At 63.4% G+C, this 14,699-nt stretch carries 11 protein-coding genes and 1 pseudogene; 9 read left to right on the forward strand and 3 right to left on the reverse strand.

The features are described 5' to 3' along the window. Nucleotides 1-136: 136 nt before the first annotated feature. Together ACNA1V_RS16180 and ACNA1V_RS16185 are read right to left on the reverse strand one after the other, a co-directional pair. Complete coding sequence (locus tag ACNA1V_RS16180; protein ID WP_415834619.1) at nucleotides 137-1,414, reverse strand: acyl-CoA dehydrogenase family protein; 1,278 nt, start codon at nucleotides 1,412-1,414, stop codon at nucleotides 137-139. A 46-nt stretch (nucleotides 1,415-1,460) separates the two neighbouring features. Beyond that, a complete protein-coding gene (locus ACNA1V_RS16185; RefSeq protein ID WP_415834620.1) occupies nucleotides 1,461-2,645 on the reverse strand; it encodes an LLM class flavin-dependent oxidoreductase in 1,185 nt (394 codons plus the stop codon). 456 nt (nucleotides 2,646-3,101) lie between these two features. Between ACNA1V_RS16185 and ACNA1V_RS16190 the strand changes: the two genes are divergently transcribed. The 9 genes from ACNA1V_RS16190 to pyrC all read left to right on the forward strand — a co-directional run bounded on the left by ACNA1V_RS16190 (nucleotide 3,102) and on the right by pyrC (nucleotide 14,305). After that, a complete protein-coding gene (locus ACNA1V_RS16190) occupies nucleotides 3,102-4,154 on the forward strand; it encodes an aldo/keto reductase (protein WP_415834621.1) in 1,053 nt (350 codons plus the stop codon). Continuing rightward, nucleotides 4,151-5,425 (forward strand): acyl-CoA dehydrogenase family protein, encoded by a 1,275-nt coding sequence (locus ACNA1V_RS16195; protein WP_415834622.1) that lies wholly within the window; start codon nucleotides 4,151-4,153, stop codon nucleotides 5,423-5,425. Before ACNA1V_RS16190 ends, ACNA1V_RS16195 begins: the two co-directional genes overlap by 4 nt. 41 nt (nucleotides 5,426-5,466) lie before the next feature. Next, nucleotides 5,467-7,107, forward strand: a complete 1,641-nt coding sequence (locus ACNA1V_RS16200) for an ABC transporter substrate-binding protein (protein WP_415834623.1) — start codon at nucleotides 5,467-5,469, stop codon at nucleotides 7,105-7,107. A 133-nt stretch (nucleotides 7,108-7,240) separates the two neighbouring features. Further along, a complete protein-coding gene (locus ACNA1V_RS16205; RefSeq protein WP_415834624.1) occupies nucleotides 7,241-8,887 on the forward strand; it encodes an ABC transporter substrate-binding protein in 1,647 nt (548 codons plus the stop codon). A 33-nt stretch (nucleotides 8,888-8,920) separates the two neighbouring features. After that, nucleotides 8,921-9,916 carry an ABC transporter permease gene (locus ACNA1V_RS16210; RefSeq protein WP_415834629.1) on the forward strand — a complete coding sequence of 332 codons (996 nt, stop codon included), beginning with the start codon at nucleotides 8,921-8,923 and terminating at the stop codon, nucleotides 9,914-9,916. A gap of 52 nt (nucleotides 9,917-9,968) precedes the next feature. Then, nucleotides 9,969-10,925 (forward strand): ABC transporter permease, encoded by a 957-nt coding sequence (locus tag ACNA1V_RS16215; RefSeq protein WP_415834625.1) that lies wholly within the window; start codon nucleotides 9,969-9,971, stop codon nucleotides 10,923-10,925. Then, nucleotides 10,922-12,685: an ABC transporter ATP-binding protein gene (locus tag ACNA1V_RS16220; protein WP_415834626.1), complete on the forward strand. Its 1,764-nt coding sequence runs from the start codon at nucleotides 10,922-10,924 to the stop codon at nucleotides 12,683-12,685. The genes ACNA1V_RS16215 and ACNA1V_RS16220 overlap by 4 nt, the downstream gene beginning before the upstream one ends. A gap of 41 nt (nucleotides 12,686-12,726) precedes the next feature. After that, nucleotides 12,727-13,071, forward strand: coding sequence for a DUF3088 domain-containing protein (locus ACNA1V_RS16225; protein ID WP_415834627.1), 345 nt, complete (start codon nucleotides 12,727-12,729; stop codon nucleotides 13,069-13,071). Between the two features lie 184 nt (nucleotides 13,072-13,255). Further along, on the forward strand, nucleotides 13,256-14,305 hold the full coding sequence (gene pyrC, locus ACNA1V_RS16230) for a dihydroorotase (protein ID WP_415834628.1): 1,050 nt from the start codon (nucleotides 13,256-13,258) through the stop codon (nucleotides 14,303-14,305). A gap of 87 nt (nucleotides 14,306-14,392) precedes the next feature. On the opposite strand, the pseudogene ACNA1V_RS16235 reads toward pyrC, so the two are convergent. Further along, nucleotides 14,393-14,699 (reverse strand): annotated as a pseudogene (locus ACNA1V_RS16235) (ABC transporter ATP-binding protein); the annotation flags it as partial.

Raw genomic sequence — 14,699 nt, forward strand, 5'->3', positions numbered from 1 at the left:
AAAAGGTGTAGCGGCGGCAGCATAACTTGTCTTGGCCCGAAAGACAAAAAAAGCCAGGAGCCGGCAGGGGGCGGGCGCGCTCCGCAGCACCGCCGGCGCGCGGCCCGAACAATCGCAGTGCGCCGACGGGCACGGATCAGGCTGGCGGGCGCGGGGCGCTGCTGCCGGCACTGGCTTTTTGCAGGATAGCCCGGCCTGCGTTGCCCCGCAGCAAGGGATTGGGGGGTGAATGAATGCGCGCGCATTGCGTGTCGCGATAATGCCGTTCCAGCGGGTTGTCCCGGCTCAGGCCATGATTGCCTGCCAGTTCCAAGGCCAGGGCCGTGGCCTGCACCGCATTTTCCACGGCCGTGTATTTGGCGACGGCACCGAGCGCGGCGGCGTCGGCGGCGCCCTGGTCATAGGCGTCGGCATGGTGATCCAGCAGGGCGTTACTGGCATCCAGCCAGAGCTGTATCCGTCCTACCGTATCCTGCACGGTCGGCAGGTCGGCCAGGCTGCCTCCCGCCAAGGCGCTGGGACGACGTTGCGTCAGGAACTGGGTGAGCCAGTCCTGCGCGGACTGGGCGGCACCGGTGTACACCGAGGCAATCAGGCTGAAATACCAGGATAGCGTTTGCGGGTCGCGGCGCAGCCCCTGGCTGGCCTCATGCAGCTCTATCACCTGATTCAAGGGAATGGCGACGTCCTGGAACTGGATGTCGTGGCTGGCGGTGGCCCGCATGCCCAGCGGGTTCCAGGTTTCAATAATGTGTACGCCCGGCGTCTGGCGTGGCACCAGAAACACCCCGATACGTGGGCTGGCTTCATCGGTCATCGCCAGTACTGCCAGCCAGGACAGCAGGTGGGAGCCAGTGGCATAGCGCTTGTGGCCGGTAATCCGCCAATGCCGGCCTTCCTGCCTGGCGATGGTCTTGGGCAGGCCGCCGAATGAAGGCGAGCCCAGCTCGGGTTCGACCTGGATGGCATTGATCAGTGCCGGCGCTTGCAGGGCATCCTGGATGAGGGTGCGGGCCAGGGCCTCCGGCCATGACTGCGCGCCGGGGAGTTTCCGCCGCGCGCGTGCGATGCCCGCATGGTAGCTATAGTGCATGGCAACGATCAGTGCCACGGAGGGATCGCCTTCGGCCAGGGTCTGTACGATGCGTCGCGCCAGGGGCAATCCGGCGCCGTGCCCGCCATCGCGGCGGGCAATGGTCAGGCGCAGCAGCCCGCGGCGGAACAAGGCCGCAATCTGATCGGCGGGGACGGCGCCAGTGCGGTCGTGATCCGCTGCCTGTTGCGCGAATTCACGTGCCAGTTCGTGCGCATGCGCCAGCAGGCTGGCTTCAGTCTCTGGCGGAGCAGGAGGCGTGGCAGGTGTCTGGGGGATATCGGCCGGCCGCTTGGCCCGGGCGAGGATGTTGCTGGTCACGCAAGCTCCATGAAGAGGGAAAACGCGCTGGGCGGCAGGGCGCGCCTCACAGGCGCAGGCCGGCTTCTTTCATCAAGGGCAGGATGTCGCTGCCGAAAAATGCCAGATCAGGTTTGAAATCATAAAAACTGAGTTGCAGGCCATCTACGCCAGCGCGCTTGAGTGCGAGGAACTGCGCGACGACTTGTTCAGGCGTGCCTACAACTTCGATGTTGCCGCCAATCGCCCGCCGGCTGGGCGGATCTATGCCTTCCCGGCCTTTCCAGGCATGAGCGTCGCTATTGAGGGTTTGAAAGGCTGCGGGAGTGCGGAAGTCCTGGTGCGCGACGATGGCATCGTAATAGGCCCGGGTGCTGCGTTCGTCAGGACGGCTGATGACCATGGGGTTGAGCAGCGTCCGTATTTCGCGTCCCTGGGCGCGAGCCGCCGCCTTGATGCGGGCAATGTGCGCCGGCAGCACTTCGATGGCGCTCTTGAAATCCGAGGCGCCGGGACTGGAGATAAAGACGATATCCGAGTAACGCGCGGCGTATTCGATGCCTGCGTCTGAGCCTGTGGCGCTGACCAGCAGCGGCCGGTGGTAAATGGGTTTGGGCGTGACGTAGGCCTCTTGCAACGACCAGGGCGAAGCACCGGAGAAGGAATAGGGTTCGTCGCGATGCCATAGCTGCTGCAGGGCGTCGGTGAATTCGGCTGCCAGGGCATAGCGCTGGTCGTGCTCAATGCGGGGCCGGCCGAAGGCCTCATGTTCAACCGCACGGTGCCCGGTGACCACATTGATGCCCCAGCGGCCACCGGAAATATGGTCGAGCGTGGCGCCCCATTTGGCCAGGTGCAGCGGGTGTAACGGACCGTAGAGCACATGAATGGTCGAGATCAGCAGAATGCGCCGGGTGATCGCCGTCAGGGCGGCCGTGGTTTGAAAGGAATCCAGTGCCGTGCCATCGAGGACGCCGCCGTAACCCCCCTTGGGCAGCCACTGGGACAAGGCAAACACCAGATCGAAGCCCAGTGCTTCGGCATGCAAGACCAGGTCGCGGTTGTATTCCCAGCGCCAGTCAGTGGTGCGCGGCAGCGTCGAGGCGCTCCAGCCGCCCGCCTGGATGGGCAGGAACAGGCCGAGCAGCACGGGTTGGCGCAGCGCTTGCGCATAAGGGCTGAGAGGGTGGTCTGCCGGTGCAGGAAGATGCGTTTGCTGCGGCGGGTCGCTGGCGAGCGGGGCATGGGGCATGGATCGTTCCGGACGAGAGTAAAGGCGCGACGCGCACAGACCATATCGGGCGTTTTTTTGGCCCATTTGCAATTGGCGTTAATTGCCGCTATCCGGCCATTGTCAAAATGCAGCGGGGCGGAGGTCAAACAAGTAATTCATCTTCTTAAATAACCAGGGAAATACATACCAAGGCTGGCGGGGGTCGGAGACGGTGTCTGCGGTGAATGAATTAATTAATTAGATATGTATCTTTGACCGGAAAGATTCCGCATTGCAGTATGAAAAAGATGAATGGCAACCGCGATGCTGCCGGCCGATACCGGTGTCCCGTATAGGTATGGGCATGGGTTTGATATCCCGGTGCCTGGTTTTTTATCAATGATGTGCGTGTGTTCGGAATGAGCTGGCCAATAGGTGCGCCTGGATTGTTTTGCCTCAATCCAGATAACCGATATATCCAATACTGAAATTAATATGAGCTATCGCTATTTGGGCCAGAGTGCCTTGCAGGTTTCCCGTCTCGCATTGGGGACGATGATGTTCGGTGGTCCGACGGATGAGGCCACTTCGCATGAGATCATTGCGCGCGCCAAGGCGCAGGGCATTAACTTTCTTGATACGGCCGATGTCTATCAGAAAGGCGTCACCGAGCAGGTGGTAGGGCGTGCGATCCGCCACGATCGCGACGATTGGGTGCTGGCTACCAAGTTCGGCAACCCCTTGGGTGCAGGGATAGCTACAGGCCCGAACCGTCGCGGCAGTTCGCGCAAATGGATCATTGAAGCGGTAGAAGGCAGCTTGCGCCGCCTGAACACGGATTACATCGACATCCTGTATTTCCACCGCGCGGATTTTGATGCGCCGCTCGGTGAAGCCGTGCGGGCGATCGGCGATCTGATCCGCGCCGGGAAGATCCGCTACTTTGGCGTATCCAATTTCCGTGGCTGGCGGATTGCCGAGGTGGCGCATCTGGCCGATGCGGAAGGGATAGATCGTCCGGTGGCGAGCCAGCCGCTCTACAACCTGGTCAACCGCACTGCCGAGGCCGAGCAATTGCCCGCTGCCCACGCCTATGGCCTGGGCGTGGTGTCCTACAGCCCGCTGGCTCGGGGGGTGCTGACGGCCAAGTACGACAGCGTCGATACGCCGCTGGAAGGGTCGCGCGCCGCCCGCCAGGACAAGCGTTTGCTGGAAACGGAATGGCGCCAGGAGTCTGTGGATATCGCCAGGGAAATCCGCCGTCATATCGCGGCCCGTGGTGTGGATCCGGTGGCATTCGCCTTGGGTTGGGTCTTGAACAACCGCCTCATTACCGCCGCGATTGCCGGACCCCGGACGCTGGAGCAATGGGAAGGGTATGTGCGTGCCTTGTCCTACACGTTCACGCCTGAGGATGAGGCGCTGGTTGATCGGCTGGTGGCGGCAGGCCACCCGTCCACGCCAGGGTTTACCGATCCTGGGTATCCGGTGGAAGGCCGCGTGCCGCGGGTGCTGTCCGCGTCTGCAGGGGTCGGGGGGCAGCCATGAGCGATCACGCCGTGGCGGTTCTTGCCGATGGGCCGGTCCTTGATTCGACCCCGGCGCCAGCGCCTGCCCTGCCGCGCTGGGACCGGGCGCAAATACTGGCGCAGGTGCCGCTATTGGCCGACGCGCTGCGCGAGCAGGCGCTGCACCGTGAGCGCAAGCGCGAATTGCCCTTCTGGGCCTTTGACCGGGTGCGCGAACTGGGGCTGGGCACCTTGCTGGTGCCTGTTGAGCTGGGCGGGCCGGGTGGCACGCTGGAGGATGTGACGCAACTGCTGGTGCAGCTGGCCGAGGCGGATTCCAATGTGCCGCATGCCTTGCGCCTGCATTTCAATTTGACGGCATTGTGGCGGACGGTGCCCTTGACGGACTTTCACCGGCGTCAGGTCGAGCGCGTGCTGGCAGGCAAACTGTTTGGCGGCGCATCGACGGAAGCCGGCACCGCCAAGCCGGGCATCGTCACAACGCCGCTGACGCGCGAGGACGGGCACTATCGACTGAATGGCCGCAAGTTCTACTCGACGGGTACGGCCTATGCCGACTATGCCGCCATTACGGTACTGGATGAGTCGGGCAAGAACGTCACGGTGGTCTTGCCGCTGTCGCGCGCCGGGCTGGAGGTCGTGGACGATTGGGACGGCATGGGGCAAAGGCTGACCGCCAGCGGCAGCCTGGTTTTTCATCATGTCCGGGTGGAGCCGGAAGAACTGCTGCCGGTGTCCACCATTGAGCTGGGTCTGGCCAGCCGCCATACCTCGGCCTGGCGGCAGCTGATTCTGGTTGCCACCGCAGCCGGTATCGTGCGGGCGCTGTTGCGGGATATCGGCCAGTACGTGCGCGACAAAGGCCGCTCGACGCTGCACAGCAATGTTGATCAGGCGCGTGACGACCCCTTTATTCAGAACGTGGTGGGTGGCATCGCTGCCGCCAGCCATGCCATCGACACCCTGGTATTCGACAACGCCAGGGTGCTGGAGCGCGGCGCGCAGGCCGTGCGCAGGCAGTCTCCGGATGCTGAGGACATCGTGCTGGAAGGGGCGCTGGCGACGGCCAAAACGCAATGGATTGTCAGTCGCCTGGCTTTGCAGGCAGCCGAGCAATTGTTCGAGGCTGGCGGCGCTTCTGCGACCTCCGCGAGCCTGCTGCTGGATCGGCACTGGCGCAACCTGCGCACCATTTTCAGCCATAACCCCTTGCAGCATAAGTTGCGGGTGCTGGGCGATTACCACCTCAACGGCACCACGACGGTGCTGACTTCTGCCCGCGTGTTCTGAGGCACCGGGGCAGGCAGACTCACTTTTTGAGCGCTTATCTGATGAATGCATGGTCTTTGTTTGATGCGGTGCGCTGGCCGCAATTTCGTACGCGGCTGCCGGTCGCTGGGTGGCGGCGCGGCACGGTTGCCTTGGTGCTGGGTTGGGCGTTGGGCAGCAGCGCGGCCGTGGCCGGGCCGGTGCAGGGCGGTACCCTGACATGGTCTGTGTTTCCCGAACCTTCCAGCAGCCTGGTGCCGCTGACGACCACCGAGCATGGCAATCAGCGGATCGGCCCGAAGATCGTCGAAGGCCTGCTGACCTACGATTTTGATCTGAAGCCTTTGCCGCAATTGGCGACGGGCTGGGCGGTCAGCCCGGATGGCTTGCGCTATACCTTCGATTTGCGCGAAGGGGTGAAGTGGCATGACGGCAAGGATTTCACCGCTGAGGATGTCGCGTTTTCCATTGATGCGCTGCGCCAGTTTCATCCTCGCGGCCGCACTACCTTCGGCAGCGTGACGGAGATCCAGACGCCGACCCCGCACCAGGTGGTTCTGATCCTGAGCAAGCCCGCGCCTTACCTGCTGACGGCACTGGCGGCATCGGAGTCTCCGATCGTGCCCAAGCATCTCTACGCCGGGACGGAAGTGGCCACCAATCCGGCCAATCAGGCGCCGGTCGGCACCGGCCCTTTCCGGTTCAAGGAGTGGGTCAAGGGTAGCCATATCGTGCTCGAACGCAACCCGGACTACTGGGATACGCCGCGCCCCTACCTGGACCGCATCGTGGTTCGTGCCATTCCTGACGCGGCAGCGCGCGCCGCTGCGCTGGAATCCGGTGAAGTCCTGCTCGGTGGCGATCGTCCCATTCCCTTGTCGGACATTGCACGTTTCCAGGCCATTGACGGTTTGCAGGTCGATACCCGTCACTGGCCGTATGCGGGGACGCACCTGCAGATGTACTTCAATTTCGACCGGCCCGTGTTGCAGGATCGGCGCGTGCGGCAGGCCATCGCCGCTACGCTGGATCTGGACGCCTTCCAGCGCCTGATCTGGTATGGCTACGGGCAGCCCTCGGCCTCGCCCATCGGCAAGCTGCTGACGGCATTCCACGATGACAGCATCAAGCCCGTGCCGTATGACGTGGCAGAAGCCAATCGTCTGCTGGACGCCGCTGGCTACCCCAAGGATGCCAAGGGCGTCCGCCTGAAGCTCAAGCTGCTCATCACGCCATTCCAGGATCCGCGTGCCGCAGGCTTTGTGCGTCAGTCGCTGGCACGCGCCGGCATAGATGCCACGGTAGTGACCAATGATTTCGCGGCGTATGCCAGGCAGGTCTATACCGATCGTGATTTCGATCTGACCCTGGAATCGCTGGCCAATGTCTTTGATCCCACCATCGGTGTGCAGCGGGTGTTCTGGTCCAAGAACTTCCAGGCTGGCGTGCCGTTCACGCATACGCCGCATTATCAAAACCCGGCTGTCGATGCCGCCCTGGAGGCAGCCGCTGTGGAGCCGGACCCGGCCAGGCGGCGCGAATTCTTCCGGCAGTTCCAGCAGTTGGTGAGCGAGGATGTCGCTTCGATTGAACTGGGCGCGCCGCCCAACATTACCGTGGCGAGCCAACGCGTCAAGGACTATGCCGTGACCGGCGAGGGCATTGCCGGCAATTTCGCGCACGTGTACCTGGAGCGCGAATGAGGGTTGCCAGCGGGCGGGGTGGCGTCCCGGTGTCCGGGGCGCACTGGATAGTGCAGTGCTTGCCGTGGTGGCGAGAACAGGCCGGTGCCGTGTGGGTCACGGTTAATTTTTCCTGAGAAATAGGGTGCACCATATGGATTCCCGATATTTTGATTCGATCTCCCTGCCCGGCGCACGCCGGCCGCTGCTGCGGCGCGGTCTGCGTGCCGTCCTGACGGCGGCATTGATGTTGACGGCGGTGCTGCCTGTGGTGGGGCAGGCGGAGCCCTCGGCCACGCCGCAGGCGCGTCACGGTGGAACGCTGACCTGGATCGTGACGCCGGAGCCGGCAGTGTTCGTGCCGTTGACGACGACGGCGGGAGGCAGCACCGAGCTGGGCCCCAAGGTGGTCGAAGGGCTGTTGAACTACGACACCCAGCTGCAGCCAGTGGCTGCCTTGGCCACCGGCTGGGAGGTGGCCCCGGATGGCCTGACATACACCTTCAAGCTGCGCGAAGGGGTGAAGTGGCATGACGGCAAGGATTTCACTGCGGATGATGTGGCGTTTTCGATCCAGACGCTCAAGGAAGTGCATCCGCGCGGGCGGGTGACGTTTGCCAATGTCAGCAGCATCGACACGCCCGATGCCCACACCGTCGTGCTGCATTTGGCGAAACCGGCGCCGTATTTGCTGACGGCGCTGGATGCCGCGGAATCGCCCATCATTCCCAAGCATCTGTATGAAGGCAAGGAGGTGGCCAGCAATCCGTTCAACAATGCGCCGGTGGGCACCGGGCCGTTTGTGTTCAAGGAGTGGGTGCGCGGCAGCCATGTGAGCCTGGCGCGCAATCCTGACTACTGGGATGCGCCCAAACCCTATCTGGACGGCATCGTGGCCCGCTTCATTCCCGAGGCGGCCGCACGCGCTGCCGCGCTGGAGTCCGGCGAGGTACAGCTGGGCAACAAGGTGATTCCGCTGTCGGATATCGAGCGCTTCCAGAAGCTGCCCCAGGTGGTTGTGGACATCACGGCCTGGCCGTATGTGGGCGATCACCAGCAGATTTACTTCAATCTCGATTCCGAGCCGTTCAAGCAGCGCGAGGTGCGGCAGGCGGTGGCCCAGGCCCTGAATCTGGATGCGTTTGCGCGCACGGTCTGGTATGGCTACGGTGTGCCCTCGGCCTCGCCCATCGGGGTGGCGTCGCCGTTCCACAACCCGGCGATCAAGCCGTATCCCTATGATCCCAAGGCTGCCGAAGCCGCCCTGGACGCTGCCGGCTACCCTCGTGGGGCCGATGGCAAACGTTTTTCCGTGCGCCTGCTCAACAACCCGTTCCAGGATAAGCGTGCCGCGGACTTCGTCAAGCAATCGCTGGCCCGCATCGGAATCGACGCCGATCTGCAGACGCTGGATTTTGCGACGTATGTGACGCGTGTCTATACCGACCGTGCTTTTGATATCACGCTGGAAAACCTGACCAACATTTTTGATCCGACCATCGGCGTGCAGCGGGTGTTCTGGTCCAAGAATTTCAAGGTGGGTTTGCCGTTCTCCAATGCGCCGCACTATGTCAGCGCTCAGGCGGATCAACTGCTGGAAGCGGCCGCATCCGAGGCCGACCCGGAGCGTCGCCGCGATTTGTTTTTCCAGTTTCAGCAGGTCGTGCATGACGATGTGCCGTCGATTGAGCTGGGTGCCAATCCGAACGTGACGATTGCCGCGCGCAATCTGCATGACTGGGGCCGCTATGCCGGTGGTACACGGGCCAGTTTTGCTGACGCCTATTTCAGCCAGCCCTAGGGTTGGACTGGCCGGACACATGGGGAAATGACGATGAACCATGCAGGCGCGTGGTCGCGCGTGATTGCGACATTGCGGCGCAATGCCTGGCAGGCCGTGCCCACGGTGCTGGGCATTGTGATTCTGAACTTCATTTTGATGGAGCTGGTGCCTGGGGATGCGGCCGATGTGATCGCGGCGGAGTCGGGGGCGGCCACGGCAGAGAGCATGGCGCAGCTGCGCCAGCATTTCGGCCTGGACCTGCCCATGCTGCAGCGTCTGGGCGAGTACCTGTCCGGGCTGGCCCATCTGGATCTGGGTGTCTCGCCGCGTCACAACATGGCAGTGACGACGCTGATTTTTGATCGCATGGGCAATACCCTGCTGCTGATGGGGACGGCGTTGGGCCTGGCCATGCTGGTGGGCGTGTTGCTGGGCGTTCTGATGTCGGTCAAGGCCGGCAAGTGGCATGACCGGGTGCTGTCGGTCCTGGCGCTGTTGCTGTATTCGACGCCGGGCTTCTGGCTGGGCCTGATGGCGATCGTGCTGTGTTCGGTCAAGCTGGGCTGGCTGCCCACCGGGGGGAATCACACCATCGGCGCGGGCCTGACAGGCTGGCCGGCTGCCGTGGATAGCGCCCGGCATCTGGTGTTGCCGGCTTTGGCGACGGCAGGGTTTTTTGTCGCCATTTTTTCCCGCTTGACGCGTTCTTCCATGCTGGAAGTGAACCGCCAGGATTATGTGCGTACCGCTGAAGCCAAAGGCCTGGCGCCTGCGGCCATCACGTTTCGACACGTACTGCGCAACGCGCTGATTCCCGTGACGACGGTCGCCGGCATGCACTTCGGCGCCCTGCTGGGGGGCGCGACGGTGATTGAAACCGTTTACAGCTGGCCAGGGCTGGGCCGGCTGGCGCTGGAATCGGTGCTGGCGCGGGATTACTCCGTGCTGCTGGGCATTCTGTTCCTGTCTTCGCTGCTGGTGATCGTTGCCAATATGTTGGTTGATCTATTGCATGCCTGGCTGGATCCTCGCATTCAGGTGCGTTGATTTGTCCCGGCATGTGCATTGGCCCGGTGTCTGGCCGGGCAGGGGTTTTGCTATGAATCATCGTCTTTCTTCCGCTGCGGCGCCTGCCGGGCCGGGCGAGCCGCTGGCCTTGGCGGCCGATGCACTCAAGCCGCAGGGGCTGGCGGCGCTGGCGGTGCTGCCCGCGCCGGCACGTCATGCCGCCTGGCGTGCCTTGCTGCGCAATCCTTCGGCGTTGGCGGGCCTGTGCCTGTTGCTGGCCGTGACGCTGGTGGCCTTGTTGGCCAATGTGCTGTTTCCGGGGGATCCGCTGGATATGGTCGCCATGCCTTTGCAATGGCCAGGGCAAGAGGCGGGCTACTTGCTGGGAACAGACTCCCTGGGGCGCGATGTTGCTGCCGGCCTGGCGCATGGCGCCCGCGTTTCCCTGTCGGTCGGTGCGGTAGCGGCAGGCATTGCCTTGTCCATTGGCGTACTGATTGGCGCAGTAGGCGGGTATTTCAGCGGCTGGGTAGATGATCTGCTGGTGCGCCTGACCGAAATGATCCAGACCATTCCGACTTTCCTGCTGGTGATCGTGATCGTGGCGATCGGGCAGCCTTCCGTCAAGGTCATTGTCTTCGCCATCGGCGCTGCCTCCTGGCCGGTGATCGCGCGCCTGGTGCGGGCCGAGTTCCGCGCGCTGCGCGAGGCCGAGTTCGTGCTGGCGGCACGCAGCCAGGGGTTTGGCGATGCCTGGATCATTTTTCGTGAAATCCTCCCCAATGCGCTGCCGCCGGTCGTGGTGACGACATCAGTGCTGGTCGCCACTGCCATCCTGATGGAGTCGGCCCTGTCGTTCCTGGGCATGGGCGACCCCAATGTCGTTTCCTGGGGCGGCATGATAGGGGAAGGGCGCGAAATGCTGCGCACGGCCTGGTATTTGACTGCCGTTCCGGGCGTGGCAATCATTTTGACGGTGCTCTCGCTCAATCTGGTCGGCGATGGCATCAATGATGCATTCAACCCCCGTCTGCGAGGCCGCTCATGACCCATACGCTTGCTTCAGCGGCTGCCGCACCTTTGCTGGAGGTGCAGCAGCTCAATGTACGGTTCCGCAGCCGTGGCGGGCATCATCACGCCGTTCGGAACCTGGATTTTTCCATCGCCAGCGGCGAGACCGTCGCGTTGGTGGGAGAGTCCGGTTGCGGCAAATCCACGACGGCGCTGGCCTTGCTGCGACTGCTGGCGCCCGAGGCCGAATTGAGCGGGCGGGTGCTGTTCGATGGGCAGGACATTTTACAGATGCCCTTGCCGCAGCTGCGTCGTCTGCGCGGCAGCGACATAGCGATGATCTTTCAGGAGCCCATGACGTCGCTCAATCCCGTCCATACCATTGGCAGCCAGATTGCCGAAAGCATCAGGCTGCACCAGGGCCTGTCGCGGGCGGCGGCGCGTCAGCGCACGCTGGAAATGCTGGACCTGGTACGTATCCCGGAGCCGCAGCGGCGCATCGACGATTATCCCCACCATTTGTCCGGCGGCCAGCGCCAGCGGGTCATGATCGCCATGGCGGTGGCTTGCCAGCCGCGCCTGCTGATTGCCGATGAACCGACAACGGCCCTGGATGTGACGGTGCAGTCGCGCATTCTGGCGCTGCTCGATCAATTGCGGCGGGATCTGTCGATGGGGCTGCTGATCATTACCCATGATCTGGGCGTGGTGTCGCAGTGGGCCGACCGGGTGCTGGTGATGCTCGATGGCGAGAAAGTCGAGGAAGCACCGGCGTTGCAGCTGTTCGAGCAGCCCGGCCACCCCTATGCGCAGGGTTTGCTGGGGGCGTCCTTGCATGCCGGCAAGGATCTGCATTACAGCGGCGGGCGCTTGCCCGAGATTCATCGGCTGGCTGACCCGCACACCGGCGCACCCGGTTTTCAGTTGATCACGCCGACGGCGCCGCCGCGTGCCGTGCAGGAAGCGGGCGCCCGGCAGGAGCCATTGCTATCGGTGCAAGCCCTGCGCACCAGCTATCGCAGGCGTGAGGGCGGGCTGTTCCATGCGGTAGATGGCGTGTCCTTCGATATCGAACCGGGTCAGACGCTGGGCCTGGTGGGCGAATCCGGTTGCGGCAAGTCTTCTTTGTCGCGGACCTTGCTCAAGCTGATCCCATCGTCGGGCGGCCGCATCCTGTTTGAAGGCACGGATCTGGCCCCTTTGACGGAGAAGCAGCTCAAGCCCTGGCGCAAGCGCATTCAAATGGTGTTCCAGGATCCCTATGCATCGCTCAACCCGCGCCGCAGCGTGTTCGATACGCTGGATGCCGTGCTGGCGGTACATGGGGAAAAAGACCGGCAGGCCCGTCGTCAGCGCATTGCGGCGACCCTGGACCGGGTAGGGCTGCCGGCCTCGGCTGCCAGTCGTTTCCCGCATGAGTTTTCCGGCGGGCAGCGCCAGCGTATCGGGATTGCACGTGCCCTGATCGTGCGCCCGGCGCTGGTCATCCTGGATGAGCCGGTCTCGGCGCTGGATGTGTCGATCCAGGCGCAGATTCTCAACCTGCTGGTCGAGCTGAAAGAAGAGTTCGGCCTGTCCTATCTGTTTATTTCCCATGATCTTTCGGTCGTGCGCTATATCGCCGACCAGGTGCTGGTGATGCACCAGGGGCGGATTGTCGAGTCGGGCGATCGGCGGCAAATCTGGGAAGCGCCGACGCATGCCTATACCCGTGCGCTGATTGCCGCAGTGCCGCGGCCCGATGCCCGCCGCCGTCTGGATGCCTGGCACGCGGCCGACATTCTCCAGGCGGCCTGAGCGGCCGGATGGTTTTTTCCTGTTCTGACATGGAGCGATTGATGTCCAAACCCGTTTTGTTTCTGCTTGAACCCGGCTTCACGGATGCCAAGCATCCCGGTACCCGCTTTTTCTGCCCGGCGGGCGCTTTCGTTGAAGGCGTGCTGAGCTACTACCCGCAGTTGCGCGAGCAGGTGGAGGTCCGTTATGTCGGTTTCGAGCGTCCGCGCCCGGCTGTGGTCGAGCTGGCGGGCGAGGCCAATCAAGGCCTGCCGTTGCTGGTGCTGCCTGGCGCCAGCCATTCGTCGCAGGTCACGGGCGAACATGAAGGGCGCGCCCTGGTGGCGGGCAAGGACGGCATTGTGGCCTATTTTGCCGAAACCTACGGGAGCGCTGTGTCGCATTGAGCCCCTCGTCGGACGGTGCAGCTCCGAGCCCGACGCCCGGCAGCAGGCAAGACGCTGACCACCGGCTGCCATTCACTTTTACAATGGCAGCCGGGCCATGCCTTTCCATGGCGTTTTTCTTTCTGTCAGGGGAACGGTTGTGACAGCGGTAAATACTTCTAGCGGCAATACGCCGGCCAGCGCAGTGACTCGTCTTACCATCACGCGTCCTGATGATTGGCACTTGCACCTGCGTGACGGCGACATGTTGCGTGCTGTCTTGCCGGACAGCGCGGCACAGTTTGCACGCGCCATTGTCATGCCGAATCTGCGTCCGCCTGTGGTCACGACGGAGCAGGCCGGCGCCTACCGCGAGCGCATCCTGGCCGCCTTGGCCCAGGCTGGCATGGCGGGCCGTTTCGACCCGCTGATGACCCTGTACCTGACCGACAATACAAGCGCCGAGGAAATCCGGCTGGCGGCCGCGTCTGGCTTTGTCAAAGCGGTGAAACTGTATCCGGCGGGCGCCACTACCAATTCCGATGCCGGCGTAACGGATTTGCTGGGCCGCTGCGCGCCTGCGCTCGAAGCTTTGCAACGCCATGGCCTGCCGCTGCTGGTGCATGGTGAAGTGACCGATCCGGCGATTGACCTGTTCGACCGGGAAGCCGTGTTCATCGACCGCGTGATGATTCCGCTGCGCAAGGCGTTTCCCGAGCTGAAGGTGGTGTTCGAACACCTGACGACCAAAGAAGCCGTGGCGTATGTGTCGCAGGCGGAAGGCCCGATTGGCGCAACGATCACACCTCAGCACCTGCTGTATAACCGCAACGCGATTTTCCTGGGCGGGGTGCGCCCGCATTTCTACTGCCTGCCGGTACTCAAGCGTGAAACCCATCGCCTGGCGCTGGTTGAGGCCGCGACCAGCGGCAATCCGCGCTTCTTCCTGGGCACGGACAGCGCACCCCACATCCGTGGCCTCAAAGAGCACGCCTGTGGCTGCGCCGGCTGCTATACCGCATTGCATGCCATGGCCCTGTACGCGACGGCATTCGATGCCATGGGCCGCCTGGACAAGCTGGAAGCCTTTGCCAGTTTCAATGGCGCGGACTTTTACGGTTTGCCGCGCAACACCGGTAGCCTGACGCTGTTGCGCCAGGAAACGCCTATTCCGGAGCGTCTGGAGCGTGGCGGGCTGGAAATTGTGCCGCTGGCGGGTGGCGAGTCGCTGGGCTGGACGGTGCAGCAGGACTGATAGACGGCATCGGTATCGGCGCCAGTTGAAAGGCTGGCAGCGGCTTGCCGATGGGGCAGGGCTGCACGAGGGCAGCCCTGCAGCCGTTCAACCCTGGCGGCGCAGTTCCAGCTGTTCCCAGCGTTCCATCTTTTCCAGGATGGTCGTTTCGATTTCTTCCAGCCGTGCCTGAATACGCACGACTTCCGCAGGCTGGTCGCGGTACAGGCTGCCGTCGGCCAGCTGTTCCGTCAGGGATTCCTGTTCGTTTTCCAGTTCGCTGATCTGGCCCGGCAGCGCATCCAGTTCCCGTTGCTCCCAGCTGCTGAGGGCTTTGACTCCTTGCGGCTTGGCAGCGGTTTTTTTGCGCGCAGGCGCTTCCTCGCGGGCAGGGGCCGGGCGGGCGGCGCCTGCC

This window comes from Kerstersia similis (assembly GCF_965139615.1).
GTDB classification, from domain to species: Bacteria; Pseudomonadota; Gammaproteobacteria; order Burkholderiales; family Burkholderiaceae_B; genus Kerstersia; species Kerstersia similis.

Coding starts and splice junctions, on each gene's coding strand:
- ACNA1V_RS16185 (WP_415834620.1), bottom strand. CDS start 2,645: ATGCCCCATGCCCCGCTCGCCAGCGACCCGCCGCAGCAAACGCATCTT.
- ACNA1V_RS16190 (WP_415834621.1), top strand. CDS start 3,102: ATGAGCTATCGCTATTTGGGCCAGAGTGCCTTGCAGGTTTCCCGTCTC.
- ACNA1V_RS16195 (WP_415834622.1), top strand. CDS start 4,151: ATGAGCGATCACGCCGTGGCGGTTCTTGCCGATGGGCCGGTCCTTGAT.
- ACNA1V_RS16200 (WP_415834623.1), top strand. CDS start 5,467: ATGAATGCATGGTCTTTGTTTGATGCGGTGCGCTGGCCGCAATTTCGT.
- ACNA1V_RS16205 (WP_415834624.1), top strand. CDS start 7,241: ATGGATTCCCGATATTTTGATTCGATCTCCCTGCCCGGCGCACGCCGG.
- ACNA1V_RS16210 (WP_415834629.1), top strand. CDS start 8,921: ATGAACCATGCAGGCGCGTGGTCGCGCGTGATTGCGACATTGCGGCGC.
- ACNA1V_RS16215 (WP_415834625.1), top strand. CDS start 9,969: ATGAATCATCGTCTTTCTTCCGCTGCGGCGCCTGCCGGGCCGGGCGAG.
- ACNA1V_RS16220 (WP_415834626.1), top strand. CDS start 10,922: ATGACCCATACGCTTGCTTCAGCGGCTGCCGCACCTTTGCTGGAGGTG.
- ACNA1V_RS16225 (WP_415834627.1), top strand. CDS start 12,727: ATGTCCAAACCCGTTTTGTTTCTGCTTGAACCCGGCTTCACGGATGCC.